This is a genomic window from Arthrobacter sp. AFG20 (assembly GCF_002892795.1).
GTDB lineage: Bacteria > Actinomycetota > Actinomycetes > Actinomycetales > Micrococcaceae > Arthrobacter.
The window spans coordinates 96,877-116,934 of record NZ_PJMC01000008.1; the positions used below are offsets into that span (position 1 = coordinate 96,877).

The 20,058-nt window shown below is 67.9% G+C and carries 15 protein-coding genes; 10 read left to right on the forward strand and 5 right to left on the reverse strand.

The annotated features are described in order from the left end of the window. Nucleotides 1-453, reverse strand: coding sequence for a hypothetical protein (locus CXZ05_RS11345; protein WP_102972704.1), 453 nt, complete (start codon nucleotides 451-453; stop codon nucleotides 1-3). Further along, nucleotides 450-3,623, reverse strand: a complete 3,174-nt coding sequence (locus CXZ05_RS11350; protein WP_308411001.1) for an efflux RND transporter permease subunit — start codon at nucleotides 3,621-3,623, stop codon at nucleotides 450-452. Before CXZ05_RS11350 ends, CXZ05_RS11345 begins: the two co-directional genes overlap by 4 nt. A gap of 456 nt (nucleotides 3,624-4,079) precedes the next feature. Between CXZ05_RS11350 and CXZ05_RS23110 the strand changes: the two genes are divergently transcribed. The 4 genes from CXZ05_RS23110 to CXZ05_RS11375 all read left to right on the forward strand — a co-directional run bounded on the left by CXZ05_RS23110 (nucleotide 4,080) and on the right by CXZ05_RS11375 (nucleotide 12,462). Further along, nucleotides 4,080-4,763 carry a DUF4232 domain-containing protein gene (locus tag CXZ05_RS23110; protein ID WP_180987367.1) on the forward strand — a complete coding sequence of 228 codons (684 nt, stop codon included), beginning with the start codon at nucleotides 4,080-4,082 and terminating at the stop codon, nucleotides 4,761-4,763. A 159-nt stretch (nucleotides 4,764-4,922) separates the two neighbouring features. Further along, nucleotides 4,923-6,413, forward strand: coding sequence for an FAD-dependent oxidoreductase (locus CXZ05_RS11365; protein ID WP_102972707.1), 1,491 nt, complete (start codon nucleotides 4,923-4,925; stop codon nucleotides 6,411-6,413). Nucleotides 6,414-6,464: 51 nt separating this feature from the next. Continuing rightward, the gene (locus CXZ05_RS11370) at nucleotides 6,465-11,567 is read left to right on the forward strand and encodes a DEAD/DEAH box helicase (RefSeq protein WP_102972708.1); all 5,103 of its coding nucleotides are present in this window, start codon (nucleotides 6,465-6,467) and stop codon (nucleotides 11,565-11,567) included. Beyond that, nucleotides 11,560-12,462: an Fpg/Nei family DNA glycosylase gene (locus CXZ05_RS11375; protein WP_102972709.1), complete on the forward strand. Its 903-nt coding sequence runs from the start codon at nucleotides 11,560-11,562 to the stop codon at nucleotides 12,460-12,462. Before CXZ05_RS11370 ends, CXZ05_RS11375 begins: the two co-directional genes overlap by 8 nt. 88 nt (nucleotides 12,463-12,550) lie before the next feature. On the opposite strand, the gene CXZ05_RS11380 is transcribed toward CXZ05_RS11375, so the two are convergent. Continuing rightward, on the reverse strand, nucleotides 12,551-13,261 hold the full coding sequence (locus CXZ05_RS11380) for a YitT family protein (protein WP_219726548.1): 711 nt from the start codon (nucleotides 13,259-13,261) through the stop codon (nucleotides 12,551-12,553). A 60-nt stretch (nucleotides 13,262-13,321) separates the two neighbouring features. On the opposite strand from CXZ05_RS11380, the gene CXZ05_RS11385 reads away from it, so the two are divergent. Both CXZ05_RS11385 and CXZ05_RS11390 read left to right on the forward strand, forming a co-directional pair. Beyond that, on the forward strand, nucleotides 13,322-14,803 hold the full coding sequence (locus CXZ05_RS11385; protein ID WP_102972710.1) for a PLP-dependent aminotransferase family protein: 1,482 nt from the start codon (nucleotides 13,322-13,324) through the stop codon (nucleotides 14,801-14,803). 91 nt (nucleotides 14,804-14,894) lie between these two features. Further along, on the forward strand, nucleotides 14,895-15,845 hold the full coding sequence (locus CXZ05_RS11390; protein ID WP_102972711.1) for an RluA family pseudouridine synthase: 951 nt from the start codon (nucleotides 14,895-14,897) through the stop codon (nucleotides 15,843-15,845). 32 nt (nucleotides 15,846-15,877) lie between these two features. On the opposite strand, the gene CXZ05_RS11395 is transcribed toward CXZ05_RS11390, so the two are convergent. Further along, nucleotides 15,878-16,408: an O-acetyl-ADP-ribose deacetylase gene (locus tag CXZ05_RS11395; RefSeq protein WP_102972712.1), complete on the reverse strand. Its 531-nt coding sequence runs from the start codon at nucleotides 16,406-16,408 to the stop codon at nucleotides 15,878-15,880. Nucleotides 16,409-16,537: 129 nt separating this feature from the next. On the opposite strand from CXZ05_RS11395, the gene CXZ05_RS11400 reads away from it, so the two are divergent. Beyond that, the gene (locus CXZ05_RS11400; RefSeq protein WP_102972713.1) at nucleotides 16,538-17,167 is read left to right on the forward strand and encodes a DedA family protein; all 630 of its coding nucleotides are present in this window, start codon (nucleotides 16,538-16,540) and stop codon (nucleotides 17,165-17,167) included. A 33-nt stretch (nucleotides 17,168-17,200) separates the two neighbouring features. Here the strand turns inward: CXZ05_RS11400 and CXZ05_RS11405 are convergent, their stop codons facing one another. Further along, nucleotides 17,201-17,506 carry a hypothetical protein gene (locus CXZ05_RS11405; protein ID WP_102972714.1) on the reverse strand — a complete coding sequence of 102 codons (306 nt, stop codon included), beginning with the start codon at nucleotides 17,504-17,506 and terminating at the stop codon, nucleotides 17,201-17,203. Between the two features lie 174 nt (nucleotides 17,507-17,680). On the opposite strand from CXZ05_RS11405, the gene CXZ05_RS11410 reads away from it, so the two are divergent. From CXZ05_RS11410 to CXZ05_RS11420, 3 genes are read left to right on the forward strand one after another with little or no spacing between them, the layout of a single operon-like run. Further along, entirely contained in the window at nucleotides 17,681-18,010 is a 330-nt protein-coding gene (locus tag CXZ05_RS11410; protein ID WP_102972715.1) for a hydrogenase maturation nickel metallochaperone HypA, read from the forward strand. A 3-nt stretch (nucleotides 18,011-18,013) separates the two neighbouring features. Continuing rightward, nucleotides 18,014-18,949: a hydrogenase nickel incorporation protein HypB gene (hypB, locus tag CXZ05_RS11415; protein WP_102972716.1), complete on the forward strand. Its 936-nt coding sequence runs from the start codon at nucleotides 18,014-18,016 to the stop codon at nucleotides 18,947-18,949. A 30-nt stretch (nucleotides 18,950-18,979) separates the two neighbouring features. Further along, on the forward strand, nucleotides 18,980-20,038 hold the full coding sequence (locus tag CXZ05_RS11420; protein ID WP_102972717.1) for a hydrogenase expression protein HypE: 1,059 nt from the start codon (nucleotides 18,980-18,982) through the stop codon (nucleotides 20,036-20,038). The last annotated feature ends 20 nt before the right edge of the window (nucleotides 20,039-20,058 follow it).

Consider the following 20,058-nt stretch of genomic DNA (forward strand, 5'->3'; position numbering starts at 1 on the left):
TCAGTGACCCTTTGTGCCGAATTCGGCGCCGAACAGTTCCGCGGCACCAATGGTGACAACATCAGTTCCAGCAGGGGGACCGGACTGGAGCTGCACCTGGTTGTTGGCGATCTTTTCTACCGTCACGGCGGCCCGGATGTAGGTCCGGGGCTCGGGATTGGTGTAGACCCAGGTCTTTCCGTTGGCGTCATAGACCAGTGAGCCGTAGGGCACCTGCAGCGGACTGCCTTCACCCTTGGTCACCTTGACCGTGGTCACGCCCAGCCTTTCCACTGCCTTGTCTGTCAGCGTCAGTTTGTTCAGGTCCGGGCCGGCCTTCTCCATGGTGGACGCTGCCTGCCCGGCGGGCGCCGCGGCAGTTTTCACTGTGGCACATCCGGAGAGGCCAATGGACGCTGCGCAGACCAGCACCAGAACAGAACGCCAGCCGCCAAAATCACTATTGCTTTTCATGACAATTCCGACCTCTCTGGCAGAACTGGTCCGTTGTTAATCACCAATGAGCTCCCCCAGTCCGTGTTGGTGCGTGGACCAATGCGGAGGAAGAGGATCGGCAGAATAAATAGGGTCAGCAGGGCGGTGGTAATAAGCCCGCCCCACACAACCAGCGCCAGCGGAAGGAGCATGCCTCCGCCGACCGGCCCACCGAGCAGCACCAGCGGCACCAGCGCCAGTCCGGTGATCACGGTGGTCAAAACAGTTGGCAGAAGCCGCTCTCCGGCCGCCTGCCGCATGAGATGTGCCGGCGAATCCGACGGGGCACGGGACTGCAGTGATTGATAGGTTCCCATCAGCATGACCACGTCCCTGATCGCCAGGGCGAGCACCGCCGCCAGCGCCACCAGCACGTACACGGAGCCGAAACCGCCGGCCAGGTCGGCGGCGAGGATTCCGCCGGAGAGTGCAACCGGAAGCAGCAGGAAGACGAGCCCTGCGAGCCGCCAGTTGCCGAGGACCGTCAGCAGCAGGACCAGGATGCCGGCTGCCGCCGCGAGGGCGAGCCACCAGATGAGCGCACCGGCAGCTTGCTTTTCGGCGTACTGCGGCGGGATCTCAGCGTGGTACTCCACGGGGAACTGCATGCCCTTGATGGCGGCCTGGACATCGCTGGTGACGTCACCGAGGCTGCGGCCCTGGATATTGGCCACGACGTCGACGCGCCTGGAGGTATCGTCATGATGGATCACGGTCTGGTTGGGGCGGAGCGTGACCTTGGCCACGTCACCCAGCCGGACCTGCCCTCCTTCAGGCTTGTCAACCATCATGTCGGTAACGCTTGTCAGGCTGTTCCGGGTGGATTCCGTACCCTTGACGATCACCTGGAACACCTTTTGCTGCTCGAACAGGTACCCCACCTCGATGCCCTGTAGGACGGCGGCAGCCGCACGCCGGACATCGCCGGGCTTGATGCCCTGCTTCTGCGCCTTGGCGAGGTCAACCTCGATTTCCGCAACAGGCTGGTCTACGGTGACATCCACCTGCGGCTCAACCACGCCGTCCGTACGCGACAGGATTCCGCGGATTTCGTCTGCCTTCTGCCGGAGGATGTCCAGGTCAACGCCGTAAACGCGCACCCTGAACTGGCGGTTGTCGATTTCACTGGCAGCAGCAACCTGCTGCTCCGGGTAGGTGGTCACCTTCGCCGTCAGGCCCGGGTACCCCTCAACAATCTCCTGCACGTCGGAGCGCACGCTGCTGATGTTGGCGCCGTCCTCCATGGTCACCCAGAGCTCGCCGGCATTGACGTCAGAGGAGCTATCGGAGGTGATGGCACGTCCCACGTGGCCGCCCACGGAAGAGACTCCGCGGATTCCGCTCAGCTCTTCGCTGGCATTGGTCATTACCCTGTTCATCACGTCGGTACCTGTGCTTGCCGCCGCCTCCCATTCCACGAGGAGGGTGCGGTCGGGAACAGCGGCCACAACAGGAAGCTCCTTCGTAGCGGACGGAATGATGGCAAGTGCGGCGATGGCCATGGCTGCCGCCGCAAGGGCGAATACCGTGGCCACCTTTCCGGTGAAGGCCCGCGCCGAGCGCTCGTAACCGAGCCGGGCCTTGCGGACCACCGAAAGGCTGCGCCGTGGCCGCCTGTGACCCCACCGCAGCAGGACCGCCAATGCGGGCGTCACCGTCAGCGCCACGAGCATGGCCACAGCGGTGGCCAACAGGTAGGACAGCACCAGGGGCTTCAGGAACGCACCCTCCACACCCGGGACAAACAGCGCCGGCGTGAGGGCAAGCAGAGCGGCGAGTCCGGCGAACAGGACGGGCACGCGGGACCGCTGCAGCCCGTGGGCAAGCAGGGCTTCGCGCGACACCCGGTCATCGGCCGATTCCCGCCGAAAGCTGTGCAGGTCGGTGATGACATCGCCGATGACCACGAGGAGGGCAAGGACCAGGCCCGCGAACGCCATGACGTTCAGGACCGCTCCCTGGAACTGCAGCACCAGCGCCGCAGCCATGGCCGCCACGGAAATGGCGATGAAGGCCAGCAGGGCGTACCGCCAGGACCGGAATGCGAAGCCGATCAGCGCCGTAACTATCAGGAGACTGACCAGCAGGGCAAGACCGAGGCTGCCAACGGCGGACTCAACGAAGGAGGCCGGGCGGAACACTGTGGAGTCCACGGTGATGCCGGAAAGGCCCGGACGCAGACCGTCCAGCACCGCCTCGACGCGTTGCGTCACGTCGGCGACGCTCGTGTCCGGGAACTTCTCGATGACCAGCAGCAGGCCGGGCGACTTGCCGGTGACAGCATCGCCGATCAGCGGCTGGTGGTCCTCACTCAGGGTGGTGACGTCGGCCAGCGTCAGCGACTTGTCGGCTGCGCCTTCAACGCTGACCTTGCCGAGGTCTGCCGGTGTCCGGATCGGAAGCACGTGCTGGATGCCGATGCGCTGGTTGGCGGACTCAAGGAAGCCGCCTGTGCCCGGGGTTGATGCTTCCAGGAAGCTCAACGGGGACACCCACACCGCATTGCCGGCGGTCTCAACCACCTGGTTAAGGGTGACGTTCTTCGCGCGGAGCTGTTTCGGGTCCACCTGCACCTGCAGCTGCTGTTCGCGCTGGCCGTAAATGGAGACGTTTGCCACGCCCGGGACACCCATGAGCGCCGGCTTGACATCCCAGCGGGCCAGGACGGACATGTCGATTGGCGACACGTCCTGTGAGGACATCTGGACCATCATGACGCGGCTCGTCGAGGAGAGCGGCTGCATCAGTACCGGCGGAGTTGACACATTGGGCAGCGCGAAGGCCTGCGTCAGCCGCTCAGCAACGAGCTGCCGGGCACGGAGGATATCGGTGCCAGGCTCAAAAATCATCTCAATCGAAGAGAGGCCCGGGACTGACTTCGAACGGATTTCGTCGAGCCAGGCAACCCCGTTCAGCAGGTCGGCCTCCATAGGCGAGGTAATGAGCTGTTCGACCTCCACGGCGGACAGGCCCAGTGCCTCGGTTTGGATCTCCACATGCGGCGGAGAGAATTCTGGAAGATTATCCACTGGCATTGACGGCAGGGTTGTTAATCCGAACCCCAGAATGCCGGCAGCAGCGGCTAAAACTATCAATCGAAACTTAAGACTCCAGCGGACAAGCCAACCGGTCATAACCTCAGCCCCCATCGTTATTGGATTCGGCGGCGTTGCCGGAAACCAATGACTGATGCGCCTCTTCAGGAACGTCCGCAGCGGCGTTGCCGCGGACGAGTGCCGAGCTGTCTCCCCGCAACCCTGCGCAGCCCCCGTTGCCGGGGGACACTTGTGGCCACGGGAGTGATGACTGACCGCGGCCAAACTACGAGCTTTTTGTCCTTGCCGGCTTTCGATTCCTACAAGGTATGGACAGGCGAGACCATGTTCAGTGTGGCACACCGAAAACTGCAGATCAACGCAACTTCGGCCTCAGGATTAGGTAATTTTGCGCTACCGAGCTGGTTTATCGTTGCATCACCGTCCGCGGGAGCCCTCGCGGACCGAATGTAGGAAGCCTGCTCCGCAGATGTCACAATCCGGACATCAAATCGGAGTCCCCGCCGCGCCTTCGTTGACTCCGGCAGGAACGCCCGCAATGTTAGAGCCATGAGGCCTCAGCGAATTACCAACGGACTGATTTGCACTACGGTGGCTGCCACCCTGGCGCTGCTGCTCACCGCTTGCGGACCCAGCCAGCCATCCACCCAGGGGGCAACCGAACCGGCCACCGGCTCAACCACCCCGATCCCGCAGGCAGCCCCCGAAACTTCCGCACCGCCGTCGTCCTCTGCTTCGCCTGCCCAATCCCGGCCGGCTTCGCCAACTACGACTTCTTCGGCTCCAGCGGCACCGCAGTCCACCGCCGCGGGCGCCCAGTTGTGCAAGGCCTCAGGACTGAAAGCCACCACGGATGCCACGGGCGGCGGTGCCGCCGGCAGCATCTACATGGAGCTGATCATCACCAACAGCGGTGAGGCCTCCTGCCACCTGAAAGGGTTCGCCGGCGTGTCCCTGACCACCGGACCGAGCGGGCAGCCCATCGGGGCCCCGGCCCGGCGCGACACCTCCGCCGCCGTCCAGGACGTCCTGCTGGCCCCCGGGAAGTCAGGAACCGCGGTGCTCCGCTACACGCAGGCGGGGAATTACCCGGACTGCACCAAGACCGCTGCCGCCGGATTCCGGATCTACCCGCCGGAGGACACGGCATCGCTGTTCGTGGCCCGGCCCTCGGATGCCTGCAGCAACGCCTCCATTGAGCTCCTGAGCATCGGGGCATTCCAGGCCCGCTAGAGCAAAGTTTGCCCCAAGCAACCTGTCCTGTTCCAAGGCTGTTCCGGCCCCAACTCCGTAAGTACACTTACGATTACGTCAGGGTCGCCGCTGCTAGCGCCGGGCCTGCTGCGGGAACGCCCCGCGACAAAGACGCAGGCCAAAGGCAGGTTGAGACACGTGACGTCACTCTGGTTGGACCGCACCGACACTTTCACCGGCGACCCATTCACCCCCGGCGAGTCCTATGACACCGTGGTGGTCGGCGCCGGCCTGACCGGCCTGACCACGGCCCTGTTGCTGGCCCGCTCGGGACAGAACGTGCTTGTCCTGGAAGCGCGCGGCCTGGGCGCCGTGGCCACCGGCAACACCACGGCCAAGGTCACGCTGCTGCAGGGCACCGTGCTGTCATCCCTCCGGCAGCAGTACCCCCAGAAGGTGGTGGACGCCTACGTGTCCGGCAACCGCGAGGGGCAGGCATGGCTGCTGCGGTACCTGGAGCAGCGCGGCGTGCCGTTCCAGGTGCGCGACGCCTACACGTACGCCGCTACCCAGCAGGGCAGGGAGGCAGTGCGGGCGGAGCTCACGGCGGCCCTCGCCGCCGATCTGGAGGTGGACTACGTCCGGGATGCGGGCTTGCCGTTCCCTATCCGGGGAGCCGTGCTCCTTCGCGGGCAGGCCCAGATCAACCCCATGGATGTGCTCACCGCGCTGGCAGAAGACGTCCGGGGCCACGGCGGCAGGATCGTCACAGGGGTTCGGGTGCGGAACGTCACCGGCGCCGGGCCGTCAGCCGTCCACACGGACAGCGGATCTGTGCAGGCCGACTCGGTGGTGCTGGCCACAGGCAGCCCCATCCTGAACCGCGGCCTCTACTTCGCCAAGCTCAAGCCGAACCGCTCCTATGCCGCAGCCCTGGAGCTCGCAGGAAACGCGACGCCGCCGGAGGGCATGTACATTTCCGTGGAACAGCCCGTGCGCTCCATCAGGGACTACCCGGCGGACGGCAAGAATCTGCTGCTGGTGGGCGGCAACGGGCACCCCGTCGGAAAGGCCCGCTCAGAAAAGGAACATCTGGAGAACGTCCTGTCATGGGCACAGCAGCACTTCCCCGGCGCCACTGTCACCCACACGTGGTCCGCGCAGGATTACCAGGCCACCAACCTCATGCCGTTCTTCGGCAAACTCCCCCGCGGCCGCGGGCGCATCTTCTTCGCAACCGGCTACAACAAATGGGGCATGACCAACGCGGTGGCCGCGTCCCTGGGCATCGCCGCGGACATCCTCGGAGGCCAACTGCCATGGGCCAACACCATCCACCGCAGGGTGACATCACCTCCGGGTGCGGCCTCGGCCGTGACCCTCAATGCGGGGGTGGCCGCCACACTGGCCAAGGACTGGGGCAGGCTGCAAAAGCTTCCTCCCTCGGACGGCACCGTGCCCGAAGAGGGCACTGGGACCGTGGCGATGCGCGAACGGAAGCCCGTGGCCACCTCCACCGTCAATGGAACGACGTGCAGCCTGTCCGCGGTCTGCACGCACCTGGGCGGAATCCTGCACTGGAACGACAACGAAAAGTCCTGGGACTGCCCGCTGCACGGCTCCCGGTTCAGCAGCGACGGCCAGGTCCTGGAGGGGCCAGCCACCCGCGACCTTCCTCCGGCCGGGTAAGGCATCCCTGATGCTTCTGTTGGTGTCGGTGCCGTGAGGCATGATGGAGGCATGCAGTCGCAGGAGCCCGCCGGCACGTCCACCGGCACGTCCGCCGGGGACTCGATGGGCCAGTTCAGCCGGCCCACCAGGGAGTGGTTCCTCGGCGCGTTTTCCGAGCCCACCCCCGCCCAGCAGGGGGCTTGGAACGCGATTTCATCCGGTTCACACGCCCTTGTTGTTGCGCCCACCGGCTCAGGTAAAACCCTGGCCGCATTCCTCTGGGCCCTGGACAGGCTCCTGGTGTCCGGGTCGGCTGCACCCGCCGCTGCTTTGCCCGACGCTGCCGCGGCTGATGCTTCCGCCCTGCCGGGCCTCGAAGAACCGCCAGCCGGCGCCAAGACCAAGCAGTTCCGGGCACGGAAGCCCAAGCGGAAAACCAGCGTACTGTATATCTCCCCGCTCAAGGCGCTTGGCGTCGACGTCGAACGCAACCTCCGCGCCCCGCTGATCGGCATCACGCAGACGGCCAAGCGGCTGGACCTGCCGGCTCCCCTGATCACCGTAGGGGTCCGGTCCGGCGACACCCCCGCCTCCGAACGCCGCGCCCTGCTCAGCAACCCGCCGGACATCCTGATCACCACCCCCGAGTCCCTCTTCCTGATGCTCACGTCCCGGGCCCGGGAAACACTCAGCGAGGTGGATACCGTTATCGTGGACGAGGTCCACGCCGTGGCCGGCACCAAGCGGGGGGCGCATCTTGCCGTGTCACTGGAGCGGCTGGACGCCCTGCTGCCCGCACCGGCACAGCGGATCGGGCTCTCCGCCACGGTCGAGCCGCGGGAACTGGTGGCGCAGTTCCTGGCCGGTTCCGCCCCGGTGGAGATCGTGGCTCCGCCTTCACGGAAGAACTGGGACCTCACGGTGTCCGTCCCCGTGGAGGACATGTCCGATCTGCAGGGCGCCGCGGGAGCCTTCGATTCCGGGCCGGCTTCCGGGCTGCAGCCGCAGGCCTCCATCTGGCCGCATGTGGAGGAAAAGATCGTGGACCTGGTGCTGGCCAACCAGTCCACCATCGTCTTTGCCAACTCGCGCCGGCTGGCGGAACGCCTGACCGCGCGGCTCAACGAAATCCATGCGGAACGCCAGCTCCTGACCGTGGGCGGCGGCTGGGACGATCCTGCCCCATCCCCGTCCGGAGGCGTCCCGGCGTCGACCGCCACGCCCGCCCACATGATGGCGCAGGCAGGAAGCACCGCAGGGGCAGAGCCGCTGCTGGCCCGGGCCCACCACGGCTCAGTGTCCAAGGACCAGCGGGCCCTGATCGAAGACGACCTCAAATCCGGCCGGCTGCGCTGCGTGGTGGCCACGTCCTCACTGGAGCTCGGCATCGACATGGGCGCCGTGGACCTCGTGGTGCAGGTCGAATCGCCGCCTTCGGTGGCCAGCGGGCTGCAGCGGGTGGGCCGCGCCGGGCACCAGGTTGGCGAAATCTCCCAGGGTTACCTGTTCCCCAAGCACCGCGCCGACCTCGTGCACACCGCCATCACCGTTGAGCGCATGCTGGACGGCAAGATCGAGCGGCTGAGCGTGCCGGCCAATCCCCTCGACATCCTGGCCCAGCAGACCGTCGCGGCCACCGCCCTGGGCAGCATCGATGTGGAGGAGTGGTTCTCCACCGTCCGCCGCTCAGCCCCGTTCGCCACCCTCCCCCGGTCCGCCTTCGAGGCCACGCTGGACCTGCTGGCCGGGCGCTACCCCTCGGATGAATTCGCCGAACTCCGCCCCCGGATCATCTGGGACCGCAACGCCGGGACCATCGAGGGCAGGCCCGGCGCCCAGCGGCTGGCCGTCACGTCCGGCGGCACCATCCCGGACCGCGGGCTGTTCGGCGTCTACATCATCGGAACGGAGACTGAGGGATCGGCCTCCCCGGCCGGATCGGGTGACGGAAAGGGGTCCGGCACGGCCCCGGCCAAGGGCGGCCGGCGGGTCGGCGAGCTCGACGAGGAGATGGTCTACGAGTCCCGCGTGGGCGACATCTTCGCGCTGGGGGCCACCAGCTGGAAGATCGAGGACATCACGCACGACCGCGTGCTCGTCTCGCCCGCCTTCGGCCAGCCCGGCAAACTTCCCTTCTGGAAGGGCGACTCCCTGGGACGCCCCGTGGACCTGGGCCGCGCCCTCGGCGCGTTCATCCGCGAACTGTCAGCATCCGACGTCGGCCCTGCCACCGAACGCTGCAAGGCCAGCGGCCTTGACGACTTCGCCGCGAACAACCTCCTGCAGTACCTGTCCGAACAGAAGCTGGCCACGGAGGTGGTCCCGAGCGACACGACGCTCGTGGTGGAACGCTTCCACGACGAACTCGGCGACTGGCGGGTCATTCTGCACAGCCCATTCGGCATGCCCGTCCATGCGCCGTGGGCCCTGGCCGTGGGACAGCGGCTGCACCAGCGGTACGGCCTGGACGGATCGGCGATGGCCGCCGATGACGGCATCGTGCTCCGCGTGCCCACGATGGAGGACGAACCTCCCGGCGCCGAGCTGTTCCTGTTCGACCCCGAGGAGCTGGAGCAGATTGTCACCGCCGAGGTGGGCGGCAGTGCCCTGTTCGCATCGCGTTTCCGCGAGTGTGCGGCGCGTGCCCTGCTGCTGCCCCGGCAGACCCCCGGCAAGCGGCAGCCGCTGTGGCAGCAGCGCCAGCGGTCCGCCCAGCTGCTGGACGTCGCCCGGAAATACCCGTCATTCCCGATCGTGCTGGAAACCGTCCGCGAATGCCTGCAGGATGTGTACGACCTGCCGGCGCTGAAGGATATCGCCGCCTCGGTGGAGCGGCGCGAACTCCGGATCGTCCAGACCACCACCCAGCAGCCGTCCCCGTTCGCCAAGTCCCTGCTCTTCGGCTATGTGGCGCAGTTCCTCTACGAAGGCGATTCCCCGCTCGCCGAACGCCGGGCGGCCGCGCTGGCCCTGGACTCCACGCTGCTCAACGAACTCCTGGGCCGGGTGGAACTGCGTGAGCTCCTGGACGCCAGGGTCATCGACGAAACCGAACGCGAGCTGCAGCGCCTTGCTGCCGAGCGGAAAGTCCGCGGCGTCGAGGGCGTGGCCGATCTTCTTCGCTTGCTGGGCCCCCTGGACCCCGGGGAAGTCGCGGCCAGGCTCACCCCGCCGGATGCGCCTGCCGAAACCGCGCTGGTCGAGCCTGTCGAAACCGAGGCCCCGCTGGTTGAGCCCGTCGAAACCAAGCCCGCCGAAGCCACAGTTGCCGAAGCCGCCGCCCACCTCGCGGCCCTCCAGCGTGCCAACCGGGCCATAAAGGTGACCATCGCCGGCGTCGAACGCTTCGCCGCGGTGGAAGACGCGGCGAGACTTCGCGACGCCATCGGTGTACCGCTTCCCATGGGCGTTCCGCTTGCCTTCATCGAACCGGTGGCGGACCCGCTGGGCGATCTCGTCTCGCGCTATGCCCGCACCCATGGTCCCTTCACCGCCACCGAAGCCGCGGCCAGGCTGGGACTTGGTGCCGCCGTCGTCGGAACTGCCCTGAAGCGGCTGGCGGCCGACGGCCGCGTGGTGGAAGGCGAGTTCCGGCCGCACGCGGAAACGGCTGCCGGCGAACGCCCGGCAGCCGCCGTGTCTGATTCCGATTCCGGTTCCGGCCTTGACCCCGTCGCGGAAGCAGCGGCGGCGTCGGCCGTTGCCTCAGCGGCGGTGGCCCTGGCCGGCAGCGAATGGTGTGACGCCGAGGTACTCCGCAAGCTTCGCCGCCGTTCACTCGCGGCGCTCCGGGCCGAGGTGGAGCCCGTGGACGTCACCGCCTACGGCAGGTTCCTGCCTGCCTGGCAACATGTCCGCACGCCGGGCGCGGGACGGGGGCAGCCGGCGCTGCGCGGGCTCGACGGCATCATCACCGCGGTGGACCAGCTCTCCGGCGTGCCCATACCCGCCTCCGCCTGGGAATCTCTGGTGCTCGCCAGCCGGGTGTCCAACTACCAGCCCGCCATGCTGGACGAGCTCATGGCCGCCGGGGAGGTTCTCTGGTCCGGTGCCGGTTCGCTTCCGGGCAACGACGGCTGGATCAGCCTGCACCTGGCGGATTCGGTGGAACTGACGCTGAACCCTGCCCCCGAGTTTGAACCGGGCGACGCCCAGCGGCGGCTGCTGGAGCACCTGCAGGCCAACGGAGGCGGCTACTTTTTCCGGCAGCTGACGGACATTGCCGGCGGCATGGATGCTGTACTGGGCGACCAGGACGTCGTGTCCGCGATCTGGGATCTCGCCTGGGCGGGCCGGGTCACCGGGGATACGTTCGCCCCGGTCCGGTCCCTGATCGCGGGCGGGCACACGGCCCACCGGCAGGTGGCGCGCGCACCGCGGGCCAGGGCGCCGCGCCTCAGCAGGCTCGGACGGTCGCACGGGACCGGGCTGCTCGGCTCCCCGGGACTGTCCGGCGGACGCTACGGCTCGGCCGGCGGTGCGGCCCCCACCCCGCCGCTCGCGGCCGGGCGCTGGTCCGCGCTTCCCACACCCGAACTCGACCCCACGATCCATGCCCGCGCCACGGCGGAGCTGCTGCTGGACAGGTACGGTGTGGTCACCCGTGGATCCGTCATGGCCGAGAACATCCTGGGCGGATTCGGGCTCATGTACAAGGTGCTGGCCCGGCTGGAGGAGGCCGGACGGTGCAGGCGGGGGTACTTCATCGAACATCTGGGTGCCGCCCAGTTCGCCGTGCCCGCTACCGTCGACCGGCTGCGCTCGTATACCGAAGACGCCCAGCTGGCCAAGCCGGAACCCGTGGCGCTGGCCCTGGCGGCAACAGATCCGGCCAACCCCTACGGCGCGGCCCTCTCGTGGCCTGCCGGCAACGTCGAAGCCGGCAGCGGGCACCGCCCGGGACGGAAGGCGGGTGCACTCGTGGTGCTGGTCGACGGCGCGCTGGTGCTGTACGTCGAACGCGGAGGCAAGACCCTGCTGGTGTTCACGGAAGACGAATCCGTCCTCGCCGCCGCGGCCGGCGCACTCGTGGACGTGGTGAAACGCGGTGCCGTGGACAAGCTCGTCATGGAAAAGGTCAACGGCCACGGCATCCTCGACACCCCTGCGGCAGCGGCACTGACGGCTGCCGGGGCCTACTCCACACCGAAGGGGCTGAGGATCCGTGCCTGAAGGCGACTCCGTCTGGCGTGCCGCCAGCCAGCTGCACACGGCCCTCGCCGGCCAGAAACTTCTCGCGTCCGACTTCCGTGTGCCCCGCTTCGCCACCCTGGACCTGGCCGGCTGGACCATGGAGGAGGTGGTCCCCCGCGGCAAGCACCTGCTCATGCGGCTGGTGGGCCCGGCCCAGGAGCGGCTGACCATCCACTCGCACCTGAAGATGGAGGGCAGCTGGCAGATCTACCCGCCCGGGGGCAGGTGGCGGAAGCCGGGATTCACGGCCCGGTGCGTGCTGCGCACGGCCGTTGCCGACGCCGTCGGATTTTCCCTGGGCATGCTTGAAGTGATCAAGACCGGCGAAGAAGACAAAGCCGTGGGTTTCCTCGGCCCGGACCTGCTCGGCCCGGACTGGGACCCGGCCGAGGCCGAACGCCGCGTGGCGGCCCGGCCCGACGTGCCGGTGGGGGTGGCACTGCTGGACCAGAGCAACCTCGCCGGCATCGGGAACATCTACCGCTGCGAGGTGTGCTTCCTGGCCGGCATCCACCCTGCATCACCGGCGGCCGCGGTAAAGGACTGGCCCGCCATGTTTGCCGACGCCAAGCAGCTGCTCGAGGCGAACCTCGGACCGGGCCGGCGGACCACCGTGCTCAACGCCCGCGGAACTCCGGTGGGCCGTGCCGCCGGCCGTCCGGGCTACTGGGTTTACCGGCGCGAGCACCAGCCGTGCCTGCGCTGCCGGACGCCCATCCGCCACGGCGTGCTGGGCAAGAATGTGCCCGGCAGAAGTGGCGCAGGAACGGGGGTGGCGGGCAGCGCCGGCAGCGCGACCACTGCCGTCACGGAGGAACGCGACATCTACTTCTGCCCGACGTGCCAGCCACTTCTGGGCGGCCCCGCGGCATAGCGGCCCGTTGCGGGACACACGTACGGCACGAGGACGCGCAAAGGCGGGCGTCATGAGACCTATTGCGCGTCCCGGTAGAACATGCGCGTCAGGACGTGGCCAGCGGCGCCTCCGACTGGTCCTCGCGGTCGCCGGACCGGTCCTCGCGGTCGCCGGACTCGGCAGTCTCGCCGGCGCCTCCAGCGGCCGCCCGGTCTCCGGCAGTTATCCCTGCCGGTTCCCGGGCCGGAACCAGGAAGTACGGCAGCAGGAGCTGGACCAGCGGGCCGATCGCCAGCGCGTAAACCACAGTGCCCACTCCGACAGAGCCGCCGAGGAGCCAGCCCGCGGCGAGCACCACCACCTCGATCAGCGTCCGGGACCAGCGCACGGACCAGCCGGTGCGTTTGGCCAGGCCCGTCATGAGCCCGTCCCGGGCGCCGGGGCCGAAGCGGGCGCCGATGTAGCACGCGGAGGCGATGCCGTTGAGCACCACCGCACCGCCCAGCAGCGCGATCTGGCCGCCGAGGTGGGAGAACGCGGGGATCAGCGCGAGCCCAACGTCGGCGAAGACCCCCACGAGGACGGCGTTGCAGAGCGTGCCAAAGCCGGGCCGCTGCCGCAGCGGGATCCACAGCAGGAGCACCAGGAAACTGACGATGATGACCACCGCGCCGATGCTCAGGCCCGTCTTGCCGGCGACGCCTTGATGGAACACGTCCCAGGGGTCCAGCCCGAGCCCGGCCCGGATAAACAGGGCCAGAGAAATGCCGTACATGGCGAGGCCGGTAAAAAGCTGTACAAGTCTGCGGGTCATCATTGAAACATCCTGAGGCACAACTGGCCTTGTTTTCCATGGCCAGTTTGAAATACTGGCCTCATGTCCGGATCACTCACGCCCACCGCCCTCGCCCGTCTCCTGGGCCAGTGGCACCGCGGCAACGCACCCGCGTACCGGGAACTGGCCGACGTCGTGCGTCTTTTGGTCCTGGACGGCCGCATCCCGCTGGGCACCGCGCTGCCCAGCGAACGGACACTCTCCGCCACCCTCGCCGTCAGCCGCACCACGGTGACGGCGGCGTACGCGAGCCTGCGCGAACAGGGGTTCCTGAGCAGCGGCCAGGGCACGCGAGGCCGCACGTGCCTGCCGCGGACCGCCTACACGCCAGGACAGGGGCGGGACTCCCGCGCGAGCCTGTCGGGGGCGCCGGGCCTGGCTGTTCCCGACGGCGTCATCGACCTCGCGTACGCATCGCTCCCGGCCAGCGGCGAAGCGGTCCACCAGGCCTTCGCCGCTGCCCTCACCGAACTGCCTGCCCTGCTGCCCGGCTTCGGCTACGACGCCCTGGGCGTGCCGGCGCTTCGGGAGGCGATTGCCGGCCATTATGCCGACGCCGGGGTGCCCACCACGGCCGGGCAGATCCTGGTGACGTCCGGGGCGCAGCATGCACTGAACATCGTGCTGCGGGCGCTGGTCGGCAAACAGGACAAGGTCCTCGTGGAGCAGCCGACCTACCCGAACGCGCTCGACGCCATCCGTGCCACGGGCTGCCGCATCGTGCCGGTGCCCCTTCCGCCGACGCCCGAGCGAAGCTGGGACATGGACTCGGTCGAGTCTGCCCTGATGCAGCAACGGCCCCGCGTGGCCTACACGGTCCCGGATTTCCACAACCCCACCGGCCGGCTGATGCCCGACGCACAGCGCCGCCGGCTGGTCCGTGCGGCCACGGCGTCAGGCACTGTCCTCGTTGTGGACGAGACTCTCCGTGAGCTCAATCTCGACGGCGGTACAACGGCTCCGCTGGCTTCCTTCAGTTCATCCGTGGTGTCCCTAGGGTCGCTGAGCAAATCGCATTGGGCGGGCATGCGCGTCGGCTGGATCCGCGCGTCAGAGAGCCTGATTCAGCGGTTCGCGGCCGTCCGGACCACGATGGACCTGGGCGGCCCGGTGGTGGAGCAGCTGGCGGCAGCCCACCTGGTGCGCACTCTGGCCGATCCCCTGCCGGCCCGCCTGTCCGCGCTCCGGGAGAACCGCTCCGCCCTGCTGGACCTGCTCAAGGTCCACCTGCCGCGGTGGGAGGCGGAGAGGCCCGATGGCGGTCTGGCTGTCTGGTGCCGGCTGCCGTCGCCCAGCAGCACGGCCCTGACCGTCATCGCCCCGGAACTCGGCATCCGCCTCGCTGCCGGCCCGCGCTTCGGCGTGGGCGGGGTGTTCGAGAACTTCCTTCGCATTCCGTTCACGCTGCCGCCGGAGCAGCTGGAGATGGCAGTCCTCGCGCTGCGCGCCGCCCAGGACAGGCTGGACGCAGCCCCGCAGCTCCGGCGCACCCTCCGGGACTCCCCCGCCGCCGCCATCGCCTGATGTCCGGCAGACTGCGCGTCCTCAGGCAGGCTAGGGCCGGCAGGAGCGCGCGCGCGGCGGGGCGGAGTGCGCAAAGTAGAATGGACCGGTGATGCAATCCCCCCTTCCCGTGCGCGACGGCGTGAACGCGACCCGCCTGCGCCTCCCGGACGGGGGGCCCTGGGACACCGCAATGGACTACATGATGCACCGCTGGGGGCACATCGACCCGCAGGGCATCGAGGACCGGTTCGATGCCGGCGAGATCGTGGGCGAGGGCGGCATCCCCCTGCACCGCGGCACCAGGCTCGAGGACCACACCTTCATCTGGTACTACCGCACGCTCCCGCCGGAAACCCGGCTGCCTGTAGAGCTGAACATCCTGTACCAGGACGAGCACATCCTGGTGGTGGACAAGCCGCACTTCCTGCCCACCACGCCCGGGGGCACGTACATCCAGGAATCGGCGCTGGTCCGGCTCCGGAACCAGCTGGACCTCCCGGACCTGATCCCGATGCACCGCCTGGACCGCATGACCGCGGGCATCCTCCTGCTCTCCACCAACCCCGAGACACGGGGTAAGTACCAGGTGCTCTTCGAGAAGCGCCAGGTCCAGAAGGAATATGAGTGCGTATCCGCTGCCGAACCGGCTGCCGGGTACCCCGCCGTCGGCTTCCCGGTGGTGGTCCGCAACCGGATGACGAAGTCCCGCAGCTACCTTCTGGCGGAGGTCATCGACGGCGAGCCGAACGCGGAGACCCGCATCGACCTGCTGCGGACGTTCGACGGCGCCGCCGGCGGCCCCGCATCTGCCGGAGCAGGACGCCGTGGCCTCTACCGGCTCGAACCGCACTCCGGCAAAACCCACCAGCTCCGGGTGCACATGGCTTCTCTAGGATTGGGCATCCTGCACGATTCGTTCTACCCCGAACTGCTGGACAAGGCACCGGACGACTACACCAAGCCGCTCCAGCTGCTGGCACGCGGCATCCGGTTCGTGGACCCCATCACGAAGGAACCCGTCGAGTACCGCAGCCGCCTCCAGCTCAGCGAAGTCCGCTAGCCAGGTCAAAGTGCGCTAGCCGGGAGGGTCCGCTAGGCAGCACCTTCGAGGACATCCCGGAAGACTGCCGCGGTTTCCGGGCCAAAGAGCACGAACTCCACCAACTCCACGCCCCCTTCGGCGGACCGCGCGGCATACGATCGGACGGCGTCGAACGCCACCTGCGCCACCTGGCGGGCGGCCCAGCCATAGACCCCCGCGCCTACCGCAGGAAAGGCCAGGGACCGGACACCCAGGCCCTCGGCAACCCGCAGGCACTCGGTAAAACAGGACGCCAGCAGTGCCGGATTGGTCTGCCCGGCATGGCGGTTGGGCCCGACGGTGTGGATGACCCAGCGCGCCGCCAGCCCGAATCCGGGGGTGGCCACGGCAGCGCCCACCGGCAGCCCGTCCTGGAGCGTCGTTGCCCTCAGTTCCCGGCAGGCCGCCAGCAGTTCCGGCCCGGCCGCCCGGTGGATCGCCCCGTCCACGCCGCCGCCGCCCAGCAGCGAAGAGTTGGCGGCATTTACCACCGCGTCCACGGGCCGCCCGGTGATGTCACCCTCAACGATCTCTATCCGCATGCAGCCAGTGTGGCATTGTGAACCGGCCAGGGCGTAGGGGTCCGCCGCGCAGGAGTTCCACCGGGTGCCGGACTTCTGCCATGGCTGTCCACCCGGCGCGTTCCCGCCTCGGTGCGGTACGTTGTGCAAATGGACTTCGGCAATCCGGACACGTGGAGCACGGCCATCTACTTCTGGATCATCCCGGCCGTCCTCGGCGATGCCATTTTTCCGCCCATCCCGTCCGAGATGGTCCTGATCACGGGCGGTGCCCTGTCCGCCGCCGGACGGGCCAACCTGTTCCTGGTCGGTGTCCTGTCAGCCACCGCCTCGTGGCTGGGCGACATGGTGGTGTTCCAGCTGTTCAAACGCCGGCTGAGCCATATCCTGGACCGCTGGACATGGGGCCGGAAGATCCACCGCGGCATCCACCAGGCCATCGCCAAGGCGGGCCGGTCCTCCGCCTACGGCACCATCATCGGGGCCCGGTTCATTCCCGGAGGGCGGCTGGCGACGTCGGCCGCCGCAGGCATTGCCGACGTCTCCACCCGGGGCTTCAGCCTGTGCGCCGGGCTGGGAGCGGTGCTGTGGGCGACGTGGCTCGTGGGCCTCGGTTTCTTCACAGGCTCCGCGACGGGGCTGCCGTTTTGGGCGAGTTCGCTGATCGGTGTGGCCGTTGGCCTGGTGATTGGCGCCGTCGTGGGTCTGATTGTCACACGCCGGCGCGGCGACCGCTCCCCCGTGGACGAGCCGGGCGGCGCCGCCGGTCCGGACAACTAAGATCGGGGCAACTAAGGTCGGGGCGCCAAAGCATTAAACGGGCGCCCAGCGGCCGCGGCTGCGGCGGAGCACCGAAAGCGAGCCTGTCAGCGCGACGCGTTCGACGGCGTCGCGCATCACGGCTGCCGACTCGCGCGCCGCGCTGTTCTCACTGTTGTATTCCGTAGCCTCCACGAGGAACCGCAGGTTCAGCTGCGGCACGCCGCCGGCCAGTTCCAGCTGATGCGACTCAACATGGTGCCGCGACCCCAGGCATTCGACGGCGGTGTCCATCACCGTCTCGGGACGGTTGCCCGGCTTCAGCCCGGTGATCTTGAGTCTGGTCTGGAAGGACGGCATCCTCCAACCCTAGCGCCGGGCGCGATGAACACAGCGCGAACGGACACTTGACGCCCCAAAGTCCGGCCCCGGCAGGGCCGTAACTGTCCGTTCGAACCGGGGATGGGCGGGCGGAAATTCGGACGGTTGCGTTTTCTCCGGCGTGAGCCTATCTTGGCAAAAAGGGGCGCGATTATGCACGAACTCTCCATCACGCAGGGGCTTGTCGACGCCGTTCTGGACCGCACAGGTGAACGGACGGTCACTGCGGTCAACCTAAGGATCGGTCCCCTTTCCGGCGTGCTGGCTGATGCCGTGCGTTTTTGTTTTGATGTGGCTGCGGCCGGCACCCCGCTGGCCGGCGCCCGGCTGCAGATCGATGAACCGCAGGGCCGGGGACGGTGCCGCAGTTGCCAGGACGAATTCAATCTGAGCGATCTCATTCTGCTTTGCCCTTGCGGAAGCGCGGACGTCGAAGTCCTCAGCGGCCGCGAGCTGATGCTGATGTCCGTGGAGGTGGCATAGGGCATGTGTACAACATGCGGTTGCGGCGACGAGGCCGGCACCCGCATTTCAAACCTCGCAGGAGAACTGCAAACACCCGGGCAGGGGCACCCGCACAGCCATACCGATGAGCACGGGGGCACGTACACCCACGAGCACGCCGACTCGCATACGCACGCCGCCTCCAACGACCATGCAGACATGAGCGGGCACGCGGACGGCCACCACCATGCGGCAGCGGGCTCAGAAACCATCGTGCTTGAGCAGAACCTGCTGGCCAAGAACGACCTGCTGGCCGCGACGAACCGCGGCTGGCTGGCCGGCCGCGGAGTCCGCGCCTTCAACGTCATGAGTTCACCGGGTGCCGGCAAGACCACTCTCCTGGTCCGCACGCTGACGGAACTCGGCGGGCACCTGGAAGCAGGTGTCATCGAAGGGGACCAGGAGACGTCACTCGACGCGGACCGCATCCGCGCCACCGGGCGCCCCGTCATCCAGATCAATACCGGAGCCGGCTGCCATCTCGATGCCGACATGCTGCGGCACGGCCTCGATGCGCTGGACCCGGAGCCAGGCTCCACGGTCTTCATTGAAAATGTGGGCAACCTCGTCTGCCCCGCTCTTTTTGACCTCGGCGAAACGGCCAAGGTGGTGATCGTTTCGGTAACGGAAGGTGATGACAAACCCCAGAAATACCCGCACATGTTCATGGCAGCCGACCTCGTGATCGTCAACAAGTCGGACCTGCTCCCCTACGTCGACTTCGACGTCGACGAGTGCCTGCGCCGCATCCGGCAGATCAATCCGCGGGCCGAATTCCTCACCCTGTCCGCCGCCACCGGCGAAGGCCTCGCCGCCTGGTACGGCTGGCTCGACGGCGCCACATCCCCACCGGCGGCGCCAACCTCCGGGACAGCCGGGTCAGAACCCCTGACCGGCGCCCTGACAAAAGCACACTGAACCCCAGCAGGGGCACTGAAAGAGGCAACGATGCCTACGGAAACTTCCCTCAAGGCCGAAGAAGCCCTCATCCACGTACTGTGGATCAACGCAGGGCTCAGTTGTGACGGCGACTCGGTCGCCCTGACCGCGGCCACCCAGCCGAGCGTCGAGGAAATCGCCCTCGGGGCGCTGCCCGGCCTGCCGAAGATTGCCATGCACTGGCCACTGATCGACTTTGAATGCGGCCCGCAGGAAGGGGCCGACGACTTCCTGGAATGGTTCCGCAAAGCGGACCGGGGCGAACTGGAACCGTTCGTGCTGGTGGTCGAGGGATCCATCCCCAACGAGAAACTCCATGACCCCGGCGGCTACTGGTGCGGGTTCGGCAACGACCTCGAGACCGGCCAGCCCATCACCACCAGCGAGTGGCTGGACCGCCTGGCACCCAAGGCCACCGCGATCATCGCCGCCGGAACCTGCGCAACCTACGGCGGCATCCACGCCATGGCCGGCAACCCGACCGGCGCCATGGGCGTGCCGGACTACCTCGGCTACGACTGGAAGTCCAAGGCCGGCATCCCCATCGTTTGCGTGCCCGGATGCCCGATCCAGCCTGACAACCTCTCCGAAACCATGACGTACCTGCTCTATCAGGCCACCGGCCAGGCACCGATGATCCCGCTGGACGAAAACCTGCGACCCACATGGCTGTTCGGCAAGACGGTGCACGAGGGTTGCGACCGGGCCGGCTACTACGAGCAGGGCGACTTCGCCACCGAGTACGGTTCCCCCAAGTGCATCGTCAAGCTCGGCTGCTGGGGTCCCGTGGTGAAGTGCAACGTGCCCAAGCGCGGCTGGATGAACGGCATCGGCGGCTGCCCCAACGTCGGCGGCATCTGCATCGGCTGCACCATGCCCGGCTTCCCGGACAAGTTCATGCCCTTCATGGATGAGCCTCCCGGCGGCAAGCTTTCCACCAGCACCATCCGGCCCTACGGCTCCGCCATCCGGACCCTGCGGGGCATCACGACGCACACCCTGGACCAGGAGCCCAAGTGGCGCCGGCCCGGACCCGAGCTCCTCACCGGGGCCCGGCGCACCTGGTAACCCACCCAATTCCAGACAGG